Origin of the sequence: Glaciihabitans sp. UYNi722, assembly GCF_040549465.1 — a bacterium.
GTDB lineage: Bacteria > Actinomycetota > Actinomycetes > Actinomycetales > Microbacteriaceae > Lacisediminihabitans.
In genome coordinates this window covers 33,588-57,162 of sequence record NZ_JBEPTL010000021.1, presented here as the reverse complement: position 1 = coordinate 57,162, position 23,575 = coordinate 33,588, and the positions used below count along the sequence as shown (strand labels likewise).

General features: G+C 63.2%; 25 protein-coding genes and 2 pseudogenes. 14 read left to right on the top strand and 13 right to left on the bottom strand.

What is annotated here, in order from left to right; all coding sequences use genetic code 11:
- Positions 1 to 77: 77 nt before the first annotated feature.
- The 5 genes from ABIB56_RS14575 to ABIB56_RS14555 all read right to left on the bottom strand — a co-directional run bounded on the left by ABIB56_RS14575 (position 78) and on the right by ABIB56_RS14555 (position 3,109).
- On the bottom strand, positions 78 to 617 hold the full coding sequence (locus tag ABIB56_RS14575; protein WP_354569947.1) for an AAA family ATPase: 540 nt from the start codon (positions 615 to 617) through the stop codon (positions 78 to 80).
- 114 nt (positions 618 to 731) lie between these two features.
- Positions 732 to 1,382: a cation diffusion facilitator family transporter gene (locus tag ABIB56_RS14570; RefSeq protein WP_354569946.1), complete on the bottom strand. Its 651-nt coding sequence runs from the start codon at positions 1,380 to 1,382 to the stop codon at positions 732 to 734.
- Between the two features lie 279 nt (positions 1,383 to 1,661).
- The gene (locus ABIB56_RS14565) at positions 1,662 to 2,246 is read right to left on the bottom strand and encodes a DNA-3-methyladenine glycosylase I (protein ID WP_354569945.1); all 585 of its coding nucleotides are present in this window, start codon (positions 2,244 to 2,246) and stop codon (positions 1,662 to 1,664) included.
- A 48-nt stretch (positions 2,247 to 2,294) separates the two neighbouring features.
- The gene (locus tag ABIB56_RS14560; RefSeq protein WP_354569944.1) at positions 2,295 to 2,507 is read right to left on the bottom strand and encodes a hypothetical protein; all 213 of its coding nucleotides are present in this window, start codon (positions 2,505 to 2,507) and stop codon (positions 2,295 to 2,297) included.
- Positions 2,508 to 2,533: 26 nt separating this feature from the next.
- The gene (locus ABIB56_RS14555; RefSeq protein ID WP_354569943.1) at positions 2,534 to 3,109 is read right to left on the bottom strand and encodes a GIY-YIG nuclease family protein; all 576 of its coding nucleotides are present in this window, start codon (positions 3,107 to 3,109) and stop codon (positions 2,534 to 2,536) included.
- A 263-nt stretch (positions 3,110 to 3,372) separates the two neighbouring features.
- Between ABIB56_RS14555 and ABIB56_RS14550 the strand changes: the two genes are divergently transcribed.
- Positions 3,373 to 3,633, top strand: a complete 261-nt coding sequence (locus tag ABIB56_RS14550; RefSeq protein WP_354569942.1) for a hypothetical protein — start codon at positions 3,373 to 3,375, stop codon at positions 3,631 to 3,633.
- A 61-nt stretch (positions 3,634 to 3,694) separates the two neighbouring features.
- Here the strand turns inward: ABIB56_RS14550 and ABIB56_RS14545 are convergent, their stop codons facing one another.
- Complete coding sequence (locus ABIB56_RS14545) at positions 3,695 to 4,228, bottom strand: NADPH-dependent FMN reductase (protein ID WP_354569941.1); 534 nt, start codon at positions 4,226 to 4,228, stop codon at positions 3,695 to 3,697.
- A gap of 123 nt (positions 4,229 to 4,351) precedes the next feature.
- On the opposite strand from ABIB56_RS14545, the gene ABIB56_RS14540 reads away from it, so the two are divergent.
- A complete protein-coding gene (locus ABIB56_RS14540; protein ID WP_502917613.1) occupies positions 4,352 to 5,641 on the top strand; it encodes an IS30 family transposase in 1,290 nt (429 codons plus the stop codon).
- A gap of 7 nt (positions 5,642 to 5,648) precedes the next feature.
- Here the strand turns inward: ABIB56_RS14540 and ABIB56_RS14535 are convergent.
- Together ABIB56_RS14535 and ABIB56_RS14530 are read right to left on the bottom strand one after the other, a co-directional pair.
- Positions 5,649 to 5,765 (bottom strand): annotated as a pseudogene (locus ABIB56_RS14535) (IS3 family transposase); the annotation flags it as partial.
- A 475-nt stretch (positions 5,766 to 6,240) separates the two neighbouring features.
- Positions 6,241 to 8,814 carry a GDSL-type esterase/lipase family protein gene (locus tag ABIB56_RS14530; RefSeq protein ID WP_354569939.1) on the bottom strand — a complete coding sequence of 858 codons (2,574 nt, stop codon included), beginning with the start codon at positions 8,812 to 8,814 and terminating at the stop codon, positions 6,241 to 6,243.
- 433 nt (positions 8,815 to 9,247) lie between these two features.
- Here ABIB56_RS14530 and ABIB56_RS14525 point away from each other — a divergent pair.
- The 6 genes and pseudogenes from ABIB56_RS14525 to ABIB56_RS14500 form a co-directional block, all read left to right on the top strand.
- Positions 9,248 to 9,454 (top strand): annotated as a pseudogene (locus tag ABIB56_RS14525) (helix-turn-helix domain-containing protein); the annotation flags it as partial.
- Between the two features lie 162 nt (positions 9,455 to 9,616).
- The gene (locus ABIB56_RS14520) at positions 9,617 to 10,192 is read left to right on the top strand and encodes a TetR/AcrR family transcriptional regulator (RefSeq protein ID WP_354569938.1); all 576 of its coding nucleotides are present in this window, start codon (positions 9,617 to 9,619) and stop codon (positions 10,190 to 10,192) included.
- A 9-nt stretch (positions 10,193 to 10,201) separates the two neighbouring features.
- Positions 10,202 to 11,356 (top strand): GDSL-type esterase/lipase family protein, encoded by a 1,155-nt coding sequence (locus tag ABIB56_RS14515; RefSeq protein ID WP_354569937.1) that lies wholly within the window; start codon positions 10,202 to 10,204, stop codon positions 11,354 to 11,356.
- A 46-nt stretch (positions 11,357 to 11,402) separates the two neighbouring features.
- Positions 11,403 to 11,738 carry a hypothetical protein gene (locus tag ABIB56_RS14510; protein ID WP_354569936.1) on the top strand — a complete coding sequence of 112 codons (336 nt, stop codon included), beginning with the start codon at positions 11,403 to 11,405 and terminating at the stop codon, positions 11,736 to 11,738.
- A 104-nt stretch (positions 11,739 to 11,842) separates the two neighbouring features.
- Positions 11,843 to 12,580: an SDR family oxidoreductase gene (locus ABIB56_RS14505; protein WP_354569935.1), complete on the top strand. Its 738-nt coding sequence runs from the start codon at positions 11,843 to 11,845 to the stop codon at positions 12,578 to 12,580.
- The gene (locus tag ABIB56_RS14500) at positions 12,580 to 13,155 is read left to right on the top strand and encodes a TetR/AcrR family transcriptional regulator (RefSeq protein WP_354569934.1); all 576 of its coding nucleotides are present in this window, start codon (positions 12,580 to 12,582) and stop codon (positions 13,153 to 13,155) included. The genes ABIB56_RS14505 and ABIB56_RS14500 overlap by 1 nt, the downstream gene beginning before the upstream one ends.
- A gap of 17 nt (positions 13,156 to 13,172) precedes the next feature.
- Here the strand turns inward: ABIB56_RS14500 and ABIB56_RS14495 are convergent, their stop codons facing one another.
- From ABIB56_RS14495 to ABIB56_RS14475, 5 genes are all read right to left on the bottom strand, one after another.
- On the bottom strand, positions 13,173 to 14,924 hold the full coding sequence (locus tag ABIB56_RS14495) for an aldehyde dehydrogenase family protein (protein ID WP_354569933.1): 1,752 nt from the start codon (positions 14,922 to 14,924) through the stop codon (positions 13,173 to 13,175).
- Between the two features lie 25 nt (positions 14,925 to 14,949).
- The gene (locus ABIB56_RS14490) at positions 14,950 to 15,366 is read right to left on the bottom strand and encodes an AMP-binding enzyme (RefSeq protein ID WP_354569932.1); all 417 of its coding nucleotides are present in this window, start codon (positions 15,364 to 15,366) and stop codon (positions 14,950 to 14,952) included.
- Between the two features lie 120 nt (positions 15,367 to 15,486).
- A complete protein-coding gene (locus tag ABIB56_RS14485; RefSeq protein WP_354569931.1) occupies positions 15,487 to 15,744 on the bottom strand; it encodes a DUF6458 family protein in 258 nt (85 codons plus the stop codon).
- A gap of 36 nt (positions 15,745 to 15,780) precedes the next feature.
- On the bottom strand, positions 15,781 to 15,945 hold the full coding sequence (locus tag ABIB56_RS14480) for a hypothetical protein (protein ID WP_354569930.1): 165 nt from the start codon (positions 15,943 to 15,945) through the stop codon (positions 15,781 to 15,783).
- 133 nt (positions 15,946 to 16,078) lie between these two features.
- On the bottom strand, positions 16,079 to 16,591 hold the full coding sequence (locus ABIB56_RS14475; protein WP_354569929.1) for a MarR family winged helix-turn-helix transcriptional regulator: 513 nt from the start codon (positions 16,589 to 16,591) through the stop codon (positions 16,079 to 16,081).
- 68 nt (positions 16,592 to 16,659) lie between these two features.
- Here ABIB56_RS14475 and ABIB56_RS14470 point away from each other — a divergent pair, with 68 nt between their 5' ends.
- The 6 genes from ABIB56_RS14470 to ABIB56_RS14445 all read left to right on the top strand — a co-directional run bounded on the left by ABIB56_RS14470 (position 16,660) and on the right by ABIB56_RS14445 (position 23,573).
- The gene (locus ABIB56_RS14470; protein WP_354569928.1) at positions 16,660 to 17,883 is read left to right on the top strand and encodes a serine/threonine-protein kinase; all 1,224 of its coding nucleotides are present in this window, start codon (positions 16,660 to 16,662) and stop codon (positions 17,881 to 17,883) included.
- A 174-nt stretch (positions 17,884 to 18,057) separates the two neighbouring features.
- Positions 18,058 to 19,122 (top strand): LacI family DNA-binding transcriptional regulator, encoded by a 1,065-nt coding sequence (locus tag ABIB56_RS14465; RefSeq protein WP_354569927.1) that lies wholly within the window; start codon positions 18,058 to 18,060, stop codon positions 19,120 to 19,122.
- A gap of 57 nt (positions 19,123 to 19,179) precedes the next feature.
- Complete coding sequence (locus ABIB56_RS14460) at positions 19,180 to 20,445, top strand: ABC transporter substrate-binding protein (RefSeq protein WP_354569926.1); 1,266 nt, start codon at positions 19,180 to 19,182, stop codon at positions 20,443 to 20,445.
- Positions 20,445 to 21,389 carry a carbohydrate ABC transporter permease gene (locus ABIB56_RS14455; protein WP_354569925.1) on the top strand — a complete coding sequence of 315 codons (945 nt, stop codon included), beginning with the start codon at positions 20,445 to 20,447 and terminating at the stop codon, positions 21,387 to 21,389. The genes ABIB56_RS14460 and ABIB56_RS14455 overlap by 1 nt, the downstream gene beginning before the upstream one ends.
- Positions 21,379 to 22,248, top strand: a complete 870-nt coding sequence (locus ABIB56_RS14450) for a carbohydrate ABC transporter permease (protein ID WP_354569924.1) — start codon at positions 21,379 to 21,381, stop codon at positions 22,246 to 22,248. Before ABIB56_RS14455 ends, ABIB56_RS14450 begins: the two co-directional genes overlap by 11 nt.
- Positions 22,245 to 23,573: a family 1 glycosylhydrolase gene (locus ABIB56_RS14445; RefSeq protein ID WP_354569923.1), complete on the top strand. Its 1,329-nt coding sequence runs from the start codon at positions 22,245 to 22,247 to the stop codon at positions 23,571 to 23,573. Before ABIB56_RS14450 ends, ABIB56_RS14445 begins: the two co-directional genes overlap by 4 nt.
- The last annotated feature ends 2 nt before the right edge of the window (positions 23,574 to 23,575 follow it).

Sequence of the window (23,575 nt, the reverse complement as noted above, 5' to 3'; positions counted from 1 at the left end):
CAACCAGATACGACAAACTCGCCCTCACCTACCGCGGCGGAGTCGTCCTTCGGGCCATCACAATCTGGCTCAAACCGTTAGGAGACACGCCCTAGTCCAGCGTCGGCAGCGATCCACTCCACGACTTCGTCGGTGCTGCGGTGGTCGGTATCGACGTGGGCTGCGTACCGGTCCTGGGCGAGTGCGGCGACACAGCGCGGTATCTGCTCGACTGCCCAGGTCTCGCGGCGCAGTCCGGTTCGCAGGAACGCGATCCTGGTGCTTAGTCGCCTCAGCAGGGTCTCAGGGCTGGCCGTGAGCGCGTAGTGCCGCAGGTCGACGCCGCGCGAGCGGAGGCTTCCGATGATCTCGTCGAAGTAGTCGTCTCTCACGATCGTCATCGGGACAAGCACAGGGCCGAGGTGCGCCTCCTCGGCCTGTTGCAGAGTGTCGACGATGGCTGATCGCCATTGGGGGAGGTTCTGGAAATCTGACCGGGCCGCTGGCGGCAGCATCCGATGCAACGCAAAGCCCGGCAGTTCCGGATCGGCGATGTGAGCGCCCGACAGCCGGCGCATCAGCTCAAAGGCGGTGTGCGTCTTGCCTGCGCCGAAGGCACCGTTGATCCAGATCAACACAGCTCAGAGCCTATGACACATGCGTGCCACCGCCGCTGCGGACCCTCGCCGATCGGCCTGCGGGCGCTGAATCTGGTGATTGAGAAGAAGCCAATTGGTCAGACCGGCTCGGTTTCAGTCGTTGTCGAAGTCGATATCGGCTCCGCGTAGTGCGGCGACCGCTTGGATGGCCAGCCGGGTCCCGGCGTAGCCGATCACGGCGGCGAGGATGAGTGCGATGACGGGATCGAGCCAGTAAAGCCCTTCGGTGAGCCAGATGATGGTGCCGGCCACGAGCACTCCGGCTGCTGCGGCCGCATCTGCGAGGGTGTCAAGGAGCACCGATTTCATATGGATGTCTTCGCGATGCGCGGACAGGCCGAGCACGAGAGCGCCAGCGATCATTACCGTGAGGGTGATCAGGCTGACCATGGCCATCGGGAATCCAAGTACAGCCGGAGAGCCTTGACGTAACCTCGCGATCGCTTCGACGGTGACGATGACGGTCACCGCGACGAGGATCGCGGCGTTGACGAGTGCGACGATCGCGATGGGCCTGTTGGCTTGGGGGTGATCCGGGTCGCGGTCGCGCAGGGCCACCGCGACCAGCCCGAGGGCCAGAGCGACTGAGTCGGCCAGCGTGTCACCTGCTGCCGCCAATACACCCACCGAGCCGGCCGTGATGCCGACGACAACCAGTCCGCCGATCAGGGCGAGGTTCAGGAGGAGAACGATGGCGAGCCTTCGGCTCTGACTGAATCGCGCTGTGCCGGGACTCGAGCTCATTCGTCAGCAACGGGCTCGACGGAGGACCCCCCGCGTAGCGGACGATTCACACAATCGACAGAACCGAGAGAACTCACCCGACCATCCTCCCAGACCCAGGCTGCAGCCTCCTCGTAGCGGATCGTGAGGGGCTCCCCTCATCGAGCAGGACCCCCTCGAGTGGTTTGCGTCAACAGCAGCCAGCTACAGCTGCAGGTGAAGGCGCAGTGCGTCGTCGAGCTGGGCCATGACGTTTGCAGGGGCGCGCCCGAGGATTGCGCCGAGCCGCGGCATCGGACCCTATTCGACCGCGAGGTAGCAACCAGCCGCGTGGTCGTTGACCATCCCGGCGTACTGCATCAGCGCATAGACGGTCGTGGGGCCGACGAACTTGTAGCCGAGCTTCTTCAGCGCCGCACTGGCGGCCTGCGACTCCGCGGTGGATGCCGGGATGGCCGCGTAGGACTCCGGCGCCACCGTGCGCGGCTGCGGTGCGAAGCTCCAGAAGATCGAATCGAGCGCGCCGGGGGCACCCTGCACCAGCTGCTGCGTGATTCGCGCGTTCGAGATCGTCGCGGTGATCTTGGCGCGGTTCCTGATGATCCGCTCATCCGCGAGCAGCCGCTCGAGATCTGCCTCGTCGAACGCCGCCACCCGATCGATGTCGAAGTCGGCGAAGGCCTCCCGAAACGCTGCCCTTTTTCGCAGGATGGTGATCCACGACAGTCCGGATTGGAAGCCTTCGAGGCACATTTTTTCGAAGAGCGCCTGGTCACCGTGCAGTGGCATGCCCCATTCGTCGTCGTGATAGGGCAGCATCTCCGGATACGAGTGCGCCCATGCGCACCGGGTGCGGCCGTCGGCGCTCGTGATGGTCGCTTCCATCAGTCCTCTCTTCGACGTGTGCGGGGCACTTCCGAGGGTGCGTCCGGGTTACGGCCGGAGGCGGGCGACCAGAGCTGTGATCTCCTCATCGTCCAGTTCGATGCCGGCGTCGGCGAGGCGAGCGCGCAGCAGACGATCGATGTTTTCTTCCGGCCGGAGGGCGACATCCCCCGCTATCTGGTTCACGATCCCCTGCACTTTGTCTCCGACGGACGCGTCGTTGTGACCATCCTGAACAGGTTCGTTCTGCGTGTTAGCCATGGTTCACAGTACGCTCGGTGATCGTGCTAACCATGCAGGGCGATCTCGCGGCTTCGCCAATACGCATATCGTGCCCACGGGTCGTCGATGCCCTCGCCGAGTTCGCGCACGTGCTGCTCGAGTGCTTCGTGTAGCTCGAACCACTCTGTTCTGGGTATCCGATGGCCGGCGAATTGCGCGTGTCTGCGCTGCTCGAGCCGGCGGTCGCCGCGCTCGAAGGCGAGGATCTCGTCGTAGGGCAGGCTCGCGAGCCGCAGGCGCGGGTTGCCGGAGGTGCCGATCTTGATCCGGTCGCCGAATCGGATGTAGTAGACCACATCCACCCTCAGCGACGTCACATCGTGGTCGGGAATCTCGCCGACCCTCCACTCGCAGACGGCGCAGAGCCAGCCCGACGGATACTTCACTCCCAGCCGGGCTCCGCACGCCAGGCACGGTGAGGGAAGGATGTCGGTGACGCCGAACTCCTGCGTCACCCAGTCGTGGGCCGCGAGCAGGTGCCCGGTGCAGAGGCCGAGCGGGGCCCCGGCAACGACGAGATCCGTGCAGGCTCGTCGGTCTTCCGACACGATGCTGCACGTTCTACCGGCGAGCTGGTTCATCTGGGTACCGTAACCGGAGCATCCGACCAACCAGCCTGCGGATCTCGATGTGCACCTGCCCATTCGCAGCTATCGGGCGTACCGTGTGCCGAATCACAGACCGGCGCGAGAGGCGTTCGGTCGCGAACCTGTGGTGAATGGTCGCACGATGGCTCACGAGAAGGATGTCTGCCCCCAGTGCTCAGCGACGATGACAGCCGTTGACGAGGATTGGCACTGTGCTGACTGCGACATCACCTTCGGGTAGCCGCGGTGGGAACGGAATGAGACGGCTTCGAGCGGAACACTCTCGTCTGCACGCCATCGCAGCCGGCGACGTGGCGGTTTTCGACGCCCTCTACGACGCATTCAGTTTGCCGACCTATTCGTTGTGCCGTCTGCTGTCGGAACGCCCGGAGAACGCCACCGCCCTGATGAATGCCGTCTGGATGCACATCTGGCAGAACGCGGCCGCGTTGGCCGTCGAAACGGGCAGCATCCAGACCATTGTGCTTCGGGTGGTCGCGCGGCTCACGGCCCTGTAGATTCCTGGCCTCCGGGGTCGGGAGGAATCACCACCTCAGCGTCGGGATCGTGCCCTCGTGCCTATTCGGCGGCCGCCACAAGCGCACCGATTGCTCCGGAGATCGCCGTCCGAATCTCCCCGTCGCGCACGATGCCGTCGTCGTCGATCAGCGAGCGCGGAACCGGCACATCGATGCAAGCTCGGTCGATGACGCTCGCATCGGTGTAGTCGAGCACGATTCGCAGCGACGCGTACGTTCCCGCAGCGCGGTTCTGCATCGTCGACGGATTGATCCAGCCTGTCGGTTTGTGGGTCGTCTCGATTCCGCCGACGGTCCACTCCAGCAGATTCTTCACGGCGCCGGGCATCGCACCCGCGTATTCGGGAGTGCTGAAAAGGAGAGCGGATGACTCGGCGATCAGCCGTCGCAATTCGGCCACGCTCTGCGGCAAGGGTTCGTGGTCCAGATCGGGATTGAAATGCGGCAGCTCTCCGATGCCCGAGTAGATGACCGGCGTCACGTCATCGGGCAGAAGCTCGGCTGCCGTCGCGATGACAGCCGAGTTGACAGAGCCGCTGCGCACGCTGCCGCTGATCATCAGGATGCTGGTCACTAATGCAACGTATCGCGACTGTCAGGTCTCGGGCAGCGCCGCGAACTGTGGAGTTGATCGCTCTTTGGCGGCGTTCTGTGATCGCTCCGTGTCGCATCTCGGGGCAGAGCTGTCTTGGATCCCATGGCTGGCGAGTTCAGGTGGTGGGCGCAACACCCTGAGTCGTGTGGGGTGTTGTCGATGGGCAGACCGTGGTCGCCACTGAGTGTTCGTTTGTCGTTCTGGAAGGGAATGGACGCCGGGCTGCCGACGTCGGTCGCGGCGCGGGCCGCGGGGGTGTCGCGGGCGACCGCGTATCGGTGGCTCGGTGAAGATCGGGAGGTGCTGCCATCGCCTTTTCTGAACTTCGCTGTTACTCGTCCCGGCTCATTGTCATTGCGAGAGCGTGAAGAGATCGGCTTCCACCTCGCCCGCGGCCACGGTGTTCGTCAGATCGCGGGCCTGTTGCGTCGTGCGCCGTCGACGATCAGCCGTGAGGTGGCGAGGAACCGGGTCTATGACCGGTATGTGCCCTCGTTGGCGCAGGAGCAGACGTGGTCGAGGGCCCGCCGTCCGCGGGCGCGGAAGTTGGACGGGTTAGCGTTGCGAGAACAGGTCGTGTCGATGCTCACCGAGCGGTTCAGCCCCGAGCAGGTTGCGGGCCGGCTCCGCCTCGAGCATCCTGAGGAAGTGGAGATGCACGTGTCCCACGAGACCATCTACCAGGCCCTCTACGTTCAGGGCCGCGGCTCGTTGCGGTTAGAAGTCGCGACCGCGTTGCGATCTGGGCGCGCACGGCGCCGCCCCCAGAAACCGGGCGGCCCGAAGGCAGGACGATTGCCGGGCATGGTCATGATCTCTGACCGGCCAGCCGAGATCGAGGACCGAGCCGTTCCCGGGCATTGGGAGGGGGACCTCATCATCGGGTTGAACCGGTCCGCGATCGCGACTCTGATCGACCGCACCACCCGCTTCGCGATGCTCGTCCACCTGCCCCGACAAAAGGGCTACGGCCTGATCAAGCCAAAGAAGAACGGTCCCGCGTTGGCTGGCTACGGGGCGGTCACGATGAAGAACGCACTCGCCCGAACCTTCGAGACGTTACCCGAGGAGCTGCGCCGGTCGCTGACCTGGGATCGAGGCAAAGAGATGTCCGCGCACGCCCTCCTGACCACAGAGATTGGGTTGCCGGTCTACTTCGCAGACGCGAAAAGCCCCTGGCAACGCGGCAGCAACGAACACCTCAACGGGCTGCTCCGGCAATACTTCCCCAAGGGCACCGACATCTCCCGATGGAGCACGGCAGAGATCCAAGCGGTCGCCGACATCATCAACAACCGGCCACGCGGAATCCTGGGCTGGCGCACCCCCGCAGAAGCCTTCGCCGACCAGCTACGCTCGACCCAACAAACAACTGTTGCGACGACCGGTTGAATACGGCTTGGCTGCCCCTGTCGGAATGTACGATCGTGCCGGCCGGGGCGCGGAGCGCGATCGCGTTACGCAGCGCCGCGGCGGCGAGTTCGGACTTCATCCGGGAATCGATGGAGTACCCGAGATAATTATCCCCTCGGCACTGAATGGCCGCGCCAATGCTTCGTTCACTCATCTGCCGACACCTCAGAACAACGAAGGGGGTTTGAAGGTCGTCCCGCCTAACGTGAGAGCAACAGCAGCCGCGATAAGGAGGAGGCAAACAATGAGGATGATTACCGCCAGAGTCTTCGGACGGTCCCTTTGACTTACCGCGACGATCGCTAGAACCAATCCAGCGATAAGTAGACCGAAGTCGACAAGGCTGAGCACTAGGGCTATCAATAGGCGAGCTGCCGACCCATCGGTGGCACCTGTCCCGGGCGTTGGAAGGGGGAGGAACGTTGCGTATATGAAAATCCCCAACAGGACAGCGGCGCCGACAAAAACTGTCGATGCAATGGCCACACGATTAGAGCGCAGTGTCTTCGACTCCAATATCTGCTCCCACTTCACACGCGTTGTGCCCTATGACGGCCGGTCGAGGCAATCGATGGCCTTCAATAATTCCCCGCCAACGTTGACTGCATGACTTGAGCGTAGAGGGTCGTCCCATCCCTACTCGGGTGAATGCTCTGCTGCGAGACACCCAGCTGAAAGTTCGGACCGGGTATCGCCCAGTTCACCATGGGCTGGTCGCCGTACGTTCGGTTGCCTTCAAGGCCGTTCACGTAACCGAGTAGCGGGTTTATCGCTGGATTGGTCCCGCAAACCCCCCTGTTATAAAAGGCATTAGTCGGATCGCCAAAGTACACCGGGTGAGTTGACGTATTTGCAGAGGTTGCGATTCCTTGCAGCGTCTGGTTCAGCAATTGGGACACGTGGTTAAGCCATGTCTCATCCTCAGGCCCCCTGATTAGAACGCAGGCCCCGCCGGATTGGAAGATCGGCGGGTAGCCCATGAGAAGGATCTTCGCATTAGGTGCCTTGGCTTGGATCTGTGAAAGGAGTGGTGTCAAAGTTGAAGGCAGTCCGTTGATCTTCAAATCCGTGGACTGATGTAGTGGCACAGTTCCGTCCGGCGTCTGGTCCATGCAATGGCCCGAACCGAAATACGTAGTGACACAGGCGAGGAGAACGTCGCCGAACCCGATGTCATTGCCCCCGATGCTAAGTGTGACCAGTGTGGTGTTGGCGTCCAGGTAGCCCTGATCCAATTGACTCAACTCGCGGAACCGACCTTTATTGCCCGCCTTCATCTGAGTAGAGGTGGCTCCGGAACACGCTGTGAAATGAAAGTCGAGATCGCTGGCCAAAGAATCTGCTCTTGCGCCCACACTCTGGGTCGTACTCGCTCCGACAATCGCTTTTCGGGGCCAGGCAAGGGGCGATCGATGGCAAGCGTCCGTGAAGCGGTTCCCCGCAGTTTCGTCGGAATACGTCACGTGAGGACCGGTGTCCATGGGGTTCCCGTTGTTATCCGAATCGCGGGCGTATCGGGGCACCGACAGACTTGGGGCGCCTTCACCAGATGAATAGGAGTCACCCATCGATACGATGAAGTCCGCGGGCTTAGCTGCCAGCGGTTGGATAGCGACCGCGTCCCAAGCTATATCGTCTACACCATCACCGTCCTTGGTGATGTTCGAAAGCGAAATGCTCGGTTGGCCGTTGAATTGGAATACGCCGATCGAGCGCCATTGATTTTGATACGTGCGCTGAGTGAGAGAGCGAGATTCGGTGCCACTACCCGTGTTAACCTTATAGACAGCTTGCTGTGTGAAGGCGGCATGGTCGGGCGTATGTACCATTACGCGTGCCCACTGGTTAGTGAATGTTTGGTTGAGCGTCCATTGGCCCACGACACTGGATCCCAAGCTCGGATTGTCGACATTTCGCGTGTGGGTGAAATAGAAGTGTCCGTTGAAGCCGCTCCCGAGCTGTTGGAGGTCAATCTTCGACGGATGGGAACCATTCGAGTTCGCCGTTCCGAAATTGAGTGCGAATGTCCCGCTGGATGCCACCGCGGCGCATCCCGGGCGTACTGGGGCTTGGCTGACGGTTGTCCCATTCACTACCAGCGGAAGGTCATCTATCACTAGCGCTCCTGCCGGGAGACCAGTCGTCCCACAGTTGGCCGGAAAGCTCGTTCCATTGGGCTGCTCCGCCATATAGGACGCCGCGGGCGTGAAACGGTTGAATTCCAATCCGCATGTATCTGCACAGTTCGACTTCCATGTGGCATTGCCATGCCACCAACAGTGGTCGTCGGCAACCGTGCATGTCGGGTCTTGGAGCGTCCCCCCGGGGATGCAGCCGTTGACCGCTTGGGTGCAGAAGGTACCGAGCGGCGGTTTCACGGCTGTGCGGTTGGCTGGCCCACCGATGTCACCCCCGTTCCAGGTGGCCGGGCGGAATGCCGCTACTTCGTCCACGGAGGTTGCTGTTTGATGCTCGACAAGACTCAACGCATTCGCGGCGAAGCCCATAACTTTCTCGGGATATGGCCAGAGCTGAGGATGGGCAGCGTCAGCCGGATTGCCATCAAGGAAGGCGTGGCGACCGGCGTTATAGACCGGATTGACGGGGTTGTTTAGCCAGCCCAAACCCCACGGAGTTTGGCTGTTGACGTAGGGGTGAAAGCCGGAGTTGTAAGCCCAGACTGCGGCAAACCAGTTTTCGATTTTGGATGGGTCCCCGTTGTTGACAGTAGTTCCCGCATCGCGGGATTCGTTCCATTTGTCTTGAAGCATCTGAACGACTTTGGAGATATTTGCCGTGTAGTCGAGCGCGATGGCGCGCTGTTGGGCTACTGGAAGCGCGGGCGGGTTGTTGCCCTCCATGCCCGCGAGCCGCATTCCATCAGTGATCTGTCCCACGCCGTATCCGCAGTCGGCATCGGCCAGGAATGCGATACGCCAAAATGAATTGTCGCCGATGCCTGCCGTCAGGTCGGTTCTACCGTAATAGTTGCCGATCAGGGGGTTGCCGGTTTCGCCGGGGGTTGTGAATCTCGATGCTTGCCACAGGTTGGATTCTTGAGCAAGAACTCCCAGAACGATCTGGGCGGGCAATCTTCCACCGCCCGATAGCGCTCCTCTTGGAAACATTCCCTGCGGCGTGTATGCGGCCATTCCTAAGTTGTTCCAGTTCGCCGGCCGTTGAATCGTTAGTTCACCAGCGACAGCACGATCAACGGCCCATTCGACCTGACGAGGCATTGGTTGCAGTACCTGGCTGTTGGGGTCGTTGCGCGAAACTGCGCACGCACGCTCCGCTTCTCCAGGATCGGAACTTGACCCCGTCGTCTGCACACTCAATTTGCGTGAATCATCGCCTCCGCCTTTGATCGACTCACTCGAGGGATCGGCGGCCGCGCCAGTCGCGTATCCGAGTCTGGCGTCGAAGGCGAACGTTTTGTCAGAGTCGAGAAGTCGCTACGGACGGCTATCAGTGGAAGGTCATCGCGACCTTGTCCGTCCCCGGAGTGGAAACAGACCGCTGGGTCGGCAACTACTGTCGCGTCGAGGATGGTTCGAAGCTCGCTGTTGTCTACGCTCCACGTATATCAAACGCGAGCGGATCATCGACTCTGTCAGCAAGCGCCGCGACGCCGGCAAGGACCTCGGTGGACGCCCACAACGCGTCACCGACAGCCAGATCCGAAGCGCCATCCGCCTTGTCGAAGGCGGCGACCCAGCCGCCCAGGTAGCTCGGGACCTCGGAATGTCGCGAGCGACGTTCTATAGAACATCTCGAGCTCTCACCAATTAGCAGAACACCAGCGACACCGAGCGATCACAGAACACCGCCATTTATCGATCAACTCCACAGCCGCGAACGGCGTGCACAGACGGCGCCCAGAAATGTGGTGGTTCGACCTTTCACGCAGCCTAAGGCAGCACAAGTTTTACCTAAAGGTGTTAGGTTGGCTGCATGGCCAGGGCACGCTTGACTCCGAAGTCGATCATCACCGCAGCCGCAGATCTCGCGGACCTCAGCGGATTCGACGCGATTTCCCTGTCGGCAGTCGCGCGTCAGCTCGGCGTGCAGACGGCAAGCCTGTACAGCCATGTCCGGGATCGCGCCGCCGTGTTGGACGGCGTCCATGAATTGGCCCTTGACGAACTCGCCGAGCAGATCGCCACCGCGGTGGCCGGTCGCGCCGGTCATGAAGCGCTCGTCGGCCTGGCCGACGCACAGCGCGCCTACGCCCGGCGGTGGCCAGGTCGGTGGGAGGCGCTGCAACGGCCGGCCGCATCATCCACGGTGCAGTCGGAGGCTGCGGCGCGCGTCGTGACTCTCACCTTCGCCGTACTTCGTGGATATGCCCTGCCAGACGACGAACTCGTCCACGTCACGCGGATGCTCGGTGCCTCCGTCAACGGTTTCATCACGCTGGAGCGAGCTGGCAACTTCGCCCATCGTGAGCCGGATACCGAGGCGTCGTGGCAGCGTATCCTCACCGCGCTGGACGCGCTGTTCCGCGCGTGGCCGACACCATCCGAATAGGAATTCACTATGATCACCACCGACATCTCGGCGAACCTGTTCCGCGGAGGTGCAGAGTTCGAAGCGACTGACCGAGGTGTGCGGCTGCACCGCCTTCCCGCCTGGGTGCGCCAGCAGTATCCGGACGCGCAGCTGCTCTCCATGGAATCCCAGCCGTCGGGAGTGCGCCTGTCGCTGAGCACCATGGCGACAGTGATCGAATTGGTGACGCACCCGACCCGGGTCGCTTATCGCGGTGCCGACCGGCCACGCGGATCCGTGGATGTGACTGTCAATGGCGAGCTGTTCAGCCGAGACACCCTCGATGGTGGCGACGCCATGGTGGTCGACTTCGAATCCGGTACGACCTCGTTCGAATCGGGCCAACCCCACACGACCCTGGTGTCCGCGCTGCCTGCAGGTTCCAACCGAATTGAGATCTGGCTCCCGCACAACGAGTCCATCGAACTGGTCTCGCTTCGCTCCGACGCACCGATCCAGGCGGACAATTCGCCGGCACCGATATGGGTACACCATGGCAGTTCCATCAGCCACGGTTCGAACGCCGCCGCCCCTACCGAGATCTGGCCGGTTGTCTCGGCACGCCTCGCCGGCGTCGATCTCCATAACCTGGGTTTCGGTGGCAGCGCGCTGGTCGACCCGTTCATGGCTCGCGTCATCCGCGATTCGTCGGCGGACTTCATCAGCGTCAAGCTCGGCATCAACGTCGTCAACACGGATGCGATGCGTCTGCGCGCGTTCGTGCCGGCCGTGCACGGCTTCCTCGACACGATCAGGGATGGCCATCCCACCACTCCGATCGTGCTCATCTCGCCGATCTTCTGCGGCATCCACGAGAACACGCCGGGGCCAGGTGCCGTGGATGTCTCCACCCTCGGCACCGATCATGTGCAGTTCATCGCCACCGGCCGACCAGAAGAGGTAGCTCGCGGAGCCCTGACCCTGGAGGTGATTCGACGAGAACTCGCCTCGCTGGTGGAACGGCGAGCGGCGGACACGCACTTGCACTACCTGGACGGCACGAGCCTGTATGGGCAGGCGGATGCTCTCCAGCTCCCGCTGCCTGACGGTCTCCACCCTGGCCCCGAGGCCCATCAACGGATCGGCGAACGGTTCGCCGCATTGGCATTCACACGCGGGGGGCCGTTCCCAAGAACCCGGTGAACAGCCGTCGGCGACACCAAGCGCGGACGACGAAATCCTGGATTCATTGACGGGTGCCGCGTCGGCCACCGCCGTCGTCACCTATACAGACGGCAGCACCGCAACGGTCCTGCTCGAACTGACCGGCTGGGCCAACAAGACCGCGGACTTCGGCAACACCGTCGCGCTCGACACCGCCTACCAACTCAAAGCCGGAACCGGGAAGACCACGACAAAGGCCTCGCTCTACGAGACCACGGTGCCCTTGACGCCTGGCAAGCAGGTGCGTTCGCTGTCCCTGGCCACCCCATCAGTACCAGCCTGGGTCGCACCAGGATCCGGCGGGCTCGATTGGCAACGGAACAGCGACCTCCAGATCTATGCCATGACCCTGCAGCAGTAACCACCGGAAAGTCGCCACGGGGGAGCGACGATCACCGTCGCGTCGACCGCGTAGCATCGACATACCGCGCGGTCGGTAGGCCGCTGCTCGACGAGGAGGCGAACGTGCAAAGGTTTCAGGACAGGGTGGCGCTGATCACCGGGGGAAGTCGGGGCATCGGTCTCGCGATCGCGCAGCGATTGGTCGCGGAGGGAGCATCCGTCGTCATTACCGGTCGCAAGCAGGAGAGTCTGGATGAGGCCGTTGCCCAGCTCGGCGAGCGCGCGAGCTCGGTCGCTGGCAAGTCCGACGACGCCGAGCATCGAGCATCCGTCTACGAACACATCGCGGCGCGGCACGGTCGACTCGACCACCTGGTCAACAACGCCGGCATCAACCCGGCGTACGGCCCGCTGCTCGAGGTAGACGAGGCGGCGATGCGCAAGATCCTCGAGGTCAACGTGATCGCCACACTGGCCTGGACGCGCGAGGCCGTCGCCGCCGGGCTCGCCGGATCCATCGTCACTCTGGCATCCATCGCAGGCACTACCGCGAGCCCGGGAATCGCCGCGTACGGGGTCTCCAAGGCGGCGCTGATCAACCTCACCGTGCAGTTGGCACAGGAACTCGGCCCGCGCATCCGGGTGAACGCCGTCGCGCCCGCCGTCGTGAAAACCGACTTCGCGCGGGCACTCTACGAGGGGCACGAGGATGAGGCCGCCGCCGATTACGTGCTGAAGCGGCTCGGAGTGCCTGACGACGTGGCGGGGCCGGTGGCATTCCTGCTTTCGGACGACGCCGCCTGGATCACCGGCCAGACGCTCGCCATCGACGGTGGCATCAGCATCCGCCCGCTCTGGTGATGGGGCCGACCAGTGTCGCGGACGACGTGAGGCGTGCCGCTGTCGAATTGTTCGCCGCGCAGGGCTACGCGAACACCGCTGTGCAGCAGATTGTGGAGGCCGCTGGCGTCACCAAGGGCGCGATGTACCACTACTTCGAATCCAAGGACGAGTTGCTGTTCGGCATCTACGACCGCCTGCTGTCGATGCAGAAGAGCCGAATGGATGACATCATCGCCCGCGGAGGACAGACCGACGACGTAGTTCGCGCCGTGTGCGTTGACGTGGTGGAGACCTCGATCGACTCGCTGCGGGAAGGCACCGTCTTCTTCCGCAGCGCCCACATGCTGAGCGCGCCGCGGCAGCTGGAGGTCACCCGACGTCGCCGGGAATACCACGACGCCTTCGCCGTGCTCCTCGAGAGAGGGCAGGCCGAGGGGCTCTACCGCACCGACATCCCGTCGGCGGTGCTCATCGCGCACTTCTTCAGCGACACGCACTACCTGCCGCAGTGGTACTCGCCGGACGGGCCTGAGACCACAACCGTCGTGGCCGGGCAGTTGACGGAGCTGTTCCTGCGGAGCATCCGGGTCTAGCCGGTAGGAGACCGCCCCTATGCCTTGAAGGCCGCCGCGAACACGGCGGGAATCCTTCTCCAGCCCGGCTTGGCGGCGAATTCGGTGAGCCTGCGCCCGGTCATGGCAGCGCTCCGCGCTGTGATGAACCACGGCGGCTTGGGCATGAGGGCGTTCTCGCCGTGTCGCACCGAGCGCGGGAACGGGCGGAACGGGCCGGTCAGCACTGTGCGCTCGGGGCCATCGAGCAGCAGGCCGTTGTGCACAACACCTCGGCCGCTCTGCACATCCTCGAGTGTGTGGCCCGGGAAGGCACCCCAGGTCGCCGCGGCTGTCAGGAATATGACCCCCGTCCACGCGTTGATGGCGATGCTGCCATAGCGCAACCGGGCGATGGCCTCGCGGAAGCCTGCGCCGAGCCGCTTGCGCTCCGTGGGGTCGATGATGACGTTGGCGCCAAGGGTGCCAACCAGCTTCTCGTTCGATGTCGCGACGGCGGCGTCGAGGAACGCTTGTCCGGTGCCGGCCAGTTCGACCACACCGAGCACGGGAGAGAAGTACTCCGTCGACTCCATCACCTCGGCCGAGGCGGAGGCGTCGATGAGCAGGCGTGCGCCTCCCGGGCCGAGGGCGACGGCATCCGGATACGATGCGCGCGCCGTGTTCATGCGGTCGTCACTGCCGGGATACCACGCCGTGCGACCGGGAGCGGTGTCCATCACGAGGCGCAACTCGGCCAGGAAAGCATCCTTCTGCGGCCAGTCAGAACTGAGGATGACGACCTGACCGGCGATGCAGTTGTAGCCGCCGTTGTGCAGCCGCATGGTCGCCGCGTGCTCGGCCTGGAAGGCGAGGTCGGCGTTGGTCCAGTCGCCCGGAACGACGATGATCGGCGAGACGCCGCCGAGTTCGCTGGTGATCGGCTTCTCCAGCGTCGGGATGCCAGCCTGCTTGTTGGCTCGGCCCTGCTTGCCCGAGCCGTAAACGATAGCGTCGTGGGTGGCCGCGCTGCCGGTGATATGCACGTGCGCGATGCCCGGGTGACGCACGAGATAGCTGCCGGCCTCACTGCCACCCTGCACGATGCGCAGAACCCCGAGCTGGATGAGAGGCGCGAGCGCCTTCGCATAGACCGGCTCCATCGCCGCCATGGTCGGGTTGAGCTTGAGCAGCGCGACCCGGTTGTTGGCGATCAGCTCGTAGAGCACGTCGAGCGGGGCAATGGAGGTGATGTTGCCTGCTCCGAGCACCAGTCCGACACCGTGGGTCTGGTCGGTGCGCCGTGAGGCCAGGCCGACGCCGGCGCGAATCGTCTCACCGTCGACGCCCGGCGGCATCCATACCTCGGCCGTGAAGCCGTTCATGAGCATGCCCTCGAAGGTCGAGGCCGGCATGATCGGCACCGTGATGCGGTCGCCCGGCGCGGTGCCGAAGGTGAGGCCGTCGAGCGGATTGCGCAGGGCGGCCAGGGACTGCAGGCTCCCGGCGACGGTGAGAAGTCCCGTCAGCATCGAGTATGGTCCGGACATCCACTCCTCGCCGACGAGAGGCGACGACTGGTCCATGCCCTTGAGGGCGGCCGCGGTCAGCGCCCAGTCCTCAGCGGATGCGGCGACCGAGGCGTGCACCCGCATCAGCAGTTCGGCGCGATCGGCGAGCGAGACGGCTGCCCAGGCCATCTCTCCAGCCTGCAGTTCCGCAATTAGGGAGTCGAAATGCTCTCGCTCAGTATCCGTCAGCGCCCCGGTGTTCGCGGCGGCCGACGGCGCGGCCTGTTCGATGACGCTCATGGGATCTCCTTCGATCGCGTTCAATCTAACCTGTGCTGGATGCCGCATGGGGCGTCGGCTCCGTATCGCCGCCCGGCGCGAACTGGTCGGTCAGTACCCGCTTGAGCACTTTTCCGCTCGGTCCGAGTGGGAGCGAGTCGACAACGTGGATCACTCGCGGGTACTTGTAGGCAGCCACGCGCTCGCGAGTGAACGCGGCAACCTCTTCGGCGTCCACCGACTGGCCCTCTGGCGCGACGATTGCCGCGTGCACTTCCTGGCCGTGAACCTCGTGCGGCACGGCGAAGGCCACCTCAACACCCCACAGCGGGCGCCCAACGGTTCCCGGCCGCGTTAGCTCGAACCGGGTGTTGACCGCGTGAACCGCTTCCGGGAGCTGACCGGTCTGGATGTACGCCGCACCGAAGACCTCGTGACCACCTGGTGGCTTCTCAACCGCCACCGCTGACTTCGCCGCCGCCCGCTACAGCAGTCTTCACACCCTCTCAGACAGTGCGGGGTAGGACGTACTCGGCCGAGTGGGCACGGTGATGCCCACTCGAGCCGGTCGAAGGACCTTCCGTTAGATCAGCGGGTCGTCGCGGTCGACGGTGCTGCGCGAGACCCGGTCACCTGTGGCGGGATCCACGGCGGTGCGTGAGGTGGCCGTCGTTTGGCGACGTCTGGTGATCAGCACGATGCCGAGGATGATGCCCACCACTCCGGCGGCCATGAGGATGTAGCCGACGAGGTGGAGATCGATCCAGGTGACCTGGATTTGGAGGGCGAACGCGAGTATGGCGCCGATGACAAAAAGTACGATTCCAGTTCCGAGGCTCATGAGTAGGTTGTCCTTTCAGGCTTGTTGGTCACTGGCTCAGCCGCGTCGGCTGCCGGTGAGAAAACGCAGGAGATAGACGATGGCTGCAATGACGAGCAGCACAATCCCTACCCAGAGCAGGAAATTGAGCGACGGAACAACTCCGCCGGTGATGAGAAGGACAACCGCGATGACCGCGACGATGATGACGAGAATGTTCACTGTTCGATCTCCTTGGTGGTGAGTCGGCCCGAATACGTCATTCGGACGTTACGTAGATCATCTAACAACTAGTTCATCTATCTAGCAATGTCTTGACAAATGGCTCACGAGAGAGGATGGCAGCGGCGGACTCCTATCCGATCTGGTCGACGGTCTTGCGCATCAGCGTGAGGAATCTCGTGACGATCCGCCCTTCTTCCGTCGTCAGGGTTCTCGATGCATCGGCGATCTGATTCTGGGCGACGGCCAGAAGTGGGCCGGTGTCGCCCTCGGCAGACGCAGTCGGCGCGATCTCGATAGAACGCCTGTCGGTGCTGCTCGGACGTCGTTCGATGAATCCGCCCCTCTCTAGTCGATGGAGAAGAACAGTGGTGGAGGCGCTTGAGATGCCAAGGTATCTCGTCACATCCTTGGATGCTGTAATTCGCCCGGCGGCCTGGTTGTCGAGAAGGAAGCGAAGCGCCAGAAGGTCGTTGCCCCCCAGCCTCATCGCCGATCCCGTTCGTCGGCGCATGGCTGCCTCGGCTGCGTGATAGACCTGAAGGGCCTCCATGACGCTGATCCCCGGTCGTGGATCGGATTCGGCTGGCGCAGGAGTTGAGCTCATCGGATGCACGAGTTCGCTGTAATCGAATGAATCAGTCACACTGACCAGTGAAGACGCATTTTGCTAGTTACGCTAGCGAACCCGACAAGTTATCAGGGAGGAGCGCCATGGACCCGGACGATCCCTGGATCGGGCAACTCCTCTCGGATCGCTATCGAGTGACCAGTATCATCGGCCGCGGTGGCATGGCAACCGTCTATCGCTCCGATGACATACGGCTCCATCGGCAGGTCGCCGTGAAGTTGTTTGCCGCTGGTGCCGCGAATGACGATGCTCGCCGCCACGGTGAGGTAGACGTACTCGCCCGTCTGAACCATCCGAACCTCGTCACCCTCCATGACGCTCATCTCGCGGGCGCCGAATCAGTTATGCCGAGTTATCTCGTCATGGAGCTGGTCGACGGACCGGACCTGCGCTCGACTCTGGCACAGGGTCCGCTGCGGGGCCACGTGTCGGCTCTGATCGCCTCCGATATCGCAGAAGCGCTCGTCGCTGTCCACGCGATCGGCGTCGTCCATCGTGATCTGAAGCCAGCGAACATCCTGCTCGTGCCGACCGGACTTCCCACACCAACCCATCGAGCGAAACTCGCTGATTTCGGGATCGCACATCTCGTCGGCGCCGATCGAATGACGACGATCGGAACTGTTGTGGGAACGGCGTCATATCTGAGCCCGGAACAAGCCTCGGGGGCCGAACCAGGCCCGGAAGCGGACATCTATGCGCTCGGACTCGTCGTGCTGGAATGCCTCACCGGTGAACGTGCCTACCCCGGCACAATCGTCGAAGCGATGAGTGCTCGGATCGACCACGATCCATCCATCCCAGCCACAATCCCCGATGCATGGACTGCGCTTCTTTCACAGATGACTGCTCGCGATCCGGCGCTTCGCCCCACCGCGATGGAAGTGGCCGTACGAACTCGAGAGATCGGGAACAGGCTCGACGAGTGGATCCTGCCGGTCGAGGCACCCGAGGCCGGGAACGACGAGACCGAGGCGCTGCCCGCTGCGACGAAGGTGCTTCCCATACCCGCAGCCACCGATCAGCCGTCGGAATATTCCTCCGTCCGACGATTTCGACGTCGACTTGTCGCCGCAGCGGTCATCGCCGTCCTCGCGGCACTGCTCGCGCTCGGTCTCCTGGTGATCCCGCTCTTGTCGACCTCGCACGAGCAGGTCCAACACACCCCGACGATCAGCACCACTCCGACGCCGTCCAGCTCGTCGACACCAGCGCCGGCGCCTTCCCCGGCCGTGCCCGCAACGACCAGCGTGCCGAAGAACGACAAGAGCAACAAGGGCGGAAACGGCAAGGACAAAAAGAAGTAGAGCCTGGTATGCGTCGGTCGCGTGGAGCACCGCCTCGGCTTCCTGCTTGACGCCTCTGGGGCTCGTGGGTATGGTTGTGCTTTATCGATTGAGCTTCTCCGACCTTCTCCGGTTGGAGTATTTTTTGGCTGATGTGCTTTAACGATAAAGCAGGGCTGAGCAAAGGAATGACAGATGGCAAAGGTGCCCACCGAACGGCAGGCGATCACGCTGCGCGATGTGGCTGAACGTGTCGGGGTCACAGCATCCGCGGCCTCGATGGCCCTGTCTGACAGTTCGCGAATCAGCGAGAAGACAAAGACCATGGTGCGCGCGGCGGCCGCCGAACTCGGCTACGTGCCGAGCTCCGCAGCTCGTGCCCTGCGCAATCAGCGCGCCGGCGCGATAGCCCTCATCGTGCCGAACACCACCCGTCACGTCTTTGGTCACAGCTACTTCATGCACGTGCTCACCGGGGTGTCGTCGGTCGCGAACGATCGAGACACCCAGGTGCTGGTCTCGACCAACTCCGACGAGGCGAACGGGCTCGCCGCCTATGAGCGAGTCATGCGATCGAAAAGCGCGGATGGCGCGATCGTCACGAGCGCGGCCGTCACCGACCCCAACGTCGAGCGTCTGTCGCAGAGCGGACTCCCGGTCGTATTAGTCGGCAACTTTCCCTACCTGCCGGACTCCGTTACCGTGGGCATCGACGACGTCGCCGCCGAATCGGCCATCACGCGCCATCTCATCGAGGTACATGGCCGCACCAGGCTCATGCATGTCACGGGCCCGCTCGACCACCAGACGTCGATCGACCGCCGCGAGGGGTTTCTCGCGGCCGTCACCGAGGCGGGGCTTGTCGAGTCGTCGTTCGTGGTCGAGGGCGACTTCAGCGAGGATGCCGGATGGCAGGCGGTGCAGTCGCTCGGCGACCGCATCCACGACATCGATGGAATCGTCTTCGCCAATGACGACATGGCCTTCGGCGGGCTCGAAGCACTCACCGACCAGGGGCTGAGCGTGCCAGGGGATGTCGCCATCGTCGGGTTCGACGACTTCGGTCTCTCACGACTGACCACGCCCAGCATCACGACCGTGAGCGTTCCCGCTGAAGACCTCGCCAGGGTGGCGACGGAGCGACTGTTCGACATCATCGACGGCGTGACCGACGGACCAGCCCACCAGACACTTCCCGTCTCCCTCACGCTCCGCAGCTCATGCGGTTGCGTGCCGGAGGGAGCACAGGCACACCGCTAATCCCGCCATGAACATCCACAGCGCACCACAACAAATCACACTCAAAGGAGAGCACAAATGAAAAGCAAGATCGCGATCGGCATCGGTGCCATCGGCATGATGCTGGCCATGGCCGCCTGTTCGGGCAGCCCATCGAACTCCGGATCCGACGGTGGAAAGGTCGACCTCACCGTCTGGACCGGATTCACCGGCGGCGACCGCCCCGGCTACGCCGAGATCGTCAAAGACTTCAACGCCTCGCATCCCAAAATCCAAGTGACCATGACCGTGCAGCCGTGGGACACCATCCAGCAGAAGCTGCCTTCCGCCTGGCTCACCGGCCAGGGGCCCGACCTCGCGACGCCGAGCTCAGACCCGAACGCGGTCGCACAGTACGTGAAGACCAACTCGGTGCTGCCGCTCACCAATACCGGCTCGTCGAATACGCAGATCAACGTCGACAAGCTCGCGCCCGGCACAGTCACAGAGTTCACCTATAACAAGAAGCTTTACGCGGTACCAGCCAACTTCGCAACCCTCAGCCTGTACTACAACAAGAAGGCCTTCGCTGCAGCCGGTATCTCCGGGCCGCCCACCACGGTCGCGGAGTTCGCCGCCGACGCGAAGAAGCTCACGATCGACGGCGGTCAGACCCAGTTCGGACTCGCACTGGCCGACAACCAGACGATCCAGATGTGGCCCATTCTGCAGTGGCTCGAAGGTGGCGACATCGTCAACGCCAAGAACTGCAGTGTCGTACAGAGCGCGGCCGGGCAGAAGAGCCTGAAGACCTGGAGCGACATGGTCGTCAACGACAAGATCGCTCCGGTCGGACTCACCGGCGCAGAGGCCGACTCCCTCTTCTCCGCGGGCAAGGCCGCCATGGAGATGAACGGACCGTGGGCCGCGCCCGGCTTCAAGGATGCGGGCATCGACCTGGGAATCGCGACCATCCCGGTCGGAGTTAACGGCAAGGTGACCCTCGGGTCGACCGCACCGCTCTCGATCTCGGCGAAGACCAAGTACCCGGCGCAGGCCCAGGAATTCCTCGCCTACTGGACCAGCAAGTCCGTGCAGCAGAAGTTCTCGCTCTCCACCGGCTTCCCGCCACTGCGCACCGACCTTTCGGATGACGCCAAACTCAAGGCCGATCCGGTCGTCTCCGTGTTCGCCGCCCAGGTGCCCGACTCGCGTCTCTACCTGCCCGGTGTGCCGAACGCCACCCAGGTCGACGCCGACGGATACGTGCCGCTGATCGGCCAGATCACCCGTGGCCAAAGCGTCGCCGGCTCGACCGCGTCTATCGGCGCGACCATCAACGGTCTCACGGGGTGCAAGTCGTAGTGTCTGCCACCGCCACACACCCGGAGTCGTCGCGCGCCGCGCGCGGCGGCTCCGGGTCGGCGAAGCCCCGCCGTGTCTACAAGCGCCGGCTCTCGCCGGCCATCCTGTTCATGGCTCCGAGTGCAATCATCCTCGGCGCCTTCGTTTTCTGGCCGATTCTCCAGTCGCTGTATTACAGCTTGTTCAACTGGACCATCGGCGCTGTCGACCAGCAATGGGTCGGGTTCGGCAACTACATCGAGCTTTTCCATGACCCACATTTCTGGAACGCCCTTTCCGTCACCCTGATATTCACCGTCTCGACAGTCGTCGTCGTCATCATCATCGGTTTTCTCGTCGCCCTCCTGCTCCTGCGGGAGAACCTCATCACGCGCATCGTGCGCTCGATCTTCTTCTTTCCGACGATCGTCTCGCTGGTCTCGATCGGCCTCGTCTGGAAGTTCCTCCTCGACCCGAGCATCGGACTCGTCGGCGGACTGACCCAGTTGCTCGGCATCACCCCCATCACCTGGCTGCAGTCGACGCACCTCGCGCTGCCGTCGGTCATCTTCGTCGCTATCTGGCGCAACGTCGGGTTCGCGATGGTGCTCTTCGTCGCGGGACTCAAAGGGGTTCCCGCCGAGAGGTACGAGGCCGCGCGATTGGACGGTGCCAACAACCGTCAGCTGACTGCCTTCGTCACGCTGCCCAGCATCCGTCCGACTCTTCTCTTCACGACGCTCATTCTCACGATCCAGTCGTTCCAGGTGTTCGACCTCGTGTACGTGATGACCGGCGGCGGCCCGCTGTTTGTGACCGACAGCCTCGTCAACGAGCTCTACCGCGAGGGGTTCGTCAACTTTCGCACCGGCTACGCTTCAGCGATCTCGTGGGTACTTTTCGCCATCATCATGATCATTTCCGCACTCCAGCTCAGATTATTCAGGTACAACGATGTCGACTAATACCTCATCCGCACGGACGATCCGCGGCGGGGCCGTCCGCAGGACCGCGGGCGTCGCCGCGGTCTTCAAATGGGTTCTCCTCAGCATCGGAGTGGTGCTCGCGATAGTTCCCTTCATCTGGATGGTGTCGGGTTCGTTTCGGAGCGAGTCCGACCTGTTCGGCAACCCGGCCAGCCTCGTTCCCACGACCTGGACCCTTCACGGCTACATCGGCGTGTGGCAGCAACTCCCGTTCTTACGACTGCTGTTCAACTCCTTCGTCTTCGCCGGTGTTACGACTGCACTGTGCCTGCTGTTCGACTCGCTCACCGCCTACGCCCTCGCGCGGCTTCGGTTTCGCGGTCGCACTGTTGCTTTCGTTCTGGTGATCGCAACGCTCATGGTGCCGTTCCAGGTGACGCTCATCCCTGTGTTCATCGAACTGTTCCATCTCAACTGGCTCAACACCTACCAAGGCCTCATCATCCCGAGGGCGACGAGTGCGTTCGGGATCTTCCTGCTTCGGCAGTTCTTCATCAGCATTCCCGCCGAGTTGGATGAGGCGGCCCGCATCGATGGCGCCGGTCACCTTCGCATCTACTGGCAGATCATCATGCCGCTGGCGAAACCGGCGCTCGCCACCGTGGCCATTCTCAACTTCGTCAACCTGTGGAATGACCTGCTCTGGCCGCTCGTGATCACCAGCTCTCCTGACATGCTCACCCTGCCGGCGGGCCTTACCCTGTTCGGCGGGCAGCACGTGACCGACCACGCTGTTTTACTCGCCGGTGCGACCATTTCCCTTCTGCCTATTGCGATCGGGTTCTTCTTCGCCCAGAAGTACTTCGTGGCAGGCGTGGCGACGACAGGACTCAAGTGAATTTTTTCAAGGGCGACTTTGCCTGGATCGCCGGTATCGAAGACACCTGCGTCTATCCAGCCGCCGGTTTCGAGATGGAGCCGCTCGATGAATACGACCTGACCGGCCATACCGAGAATTGGCGGTCGGACCTCAGTCTCGTACGCGACCTCGGCGCGACCGCGGTGAGATATGGCGTCAACTGGCCGCTGGTGCATATCGCGAGGGACGAGTTCGACTGGTCGATGCTCGACGAACGCTTCGATTTCGCGCAACGGGAACTCGGCCTCACGGTGATCGCCGACCTCGTGCACTACGGCACGCCAAGCTGGCTCGCTGGAGCTTTCGCCGACCCGGACTACCCCGACGTCGTCGCGGAGTTCGCCGGCGCCTTCGCGGCACGCTATCGCGGAGTCGTCGATCACATCACCCCTCTCAACGAACCCATGACGACCGCGTCGTTCAGCGGGCTCCGGGGAGTGTGGCCGCCGGCATTGACCGGATGGTCGGGGTGGACGACGGTGACGATGAGCATCGCGCGCGGCATCGCCCGATCCATTCGTGCCATCAGGCGGGCCAACCCCGAAGCGGTGATCGTGCACGTCGAGGCGTCATCGCTCTATGGAACTGCCGATGAGGCGCTGAAGGATCATTCGCTTCACCTGCAGGGCCTCGGGACGCTGCCCACGGACCTGGTGCTCGGCAGGGTGACAGCCGATCATCCGCAGCGGTCATGGTTGCTCGAGAACGGCGCCTCTGAGCTGGACCTCGCGGAGCTCGAAACCGATCCACCCGCGATCGACCTGCTCGGTGTCAACTACTACCCGGCGCTCACGCCCCGCACTCTCGTCGCCGTGGACGGCCGAGTCGACCAGGTTGCCACCGATGGCTGGACGGCTGGACTCGCGGCCGTTCTGCGCGGATTCAGCGAACGCTACGACCTACCGGTACTCATCACCGAAACGAGCATCGAGGGTGACGACGACACCCGCAAGCGCTGGCTCGACGATTCGATCGCCTCGGTGCACGCCCTACGGGACGAGGGCCATGATATTCGTGGGTACACCTGGTGGCCGCTGCTCGATTTCGTGGACTGGTCGTATGCCTCTGGCGGGCGCAACGTCGAGGAGTTCCTGGTCGACGACGACGTGATCGCATCGCGCACCGCGTCGGCAGATCACACGGGCGTGCAGTCGAAGACGCCCTTTTTGCGGCGCATGGGGCTCATCCGTCTCGACGAACGCCCTGATGGCAGTCTCGAGCGCACCCGCACTTCGGCAGCTGAGCGGTTCGTCGATCTCACCTCGTCCACTTCGGCCTCCTCAACGCAGGATGCCCGTGTGTGAGC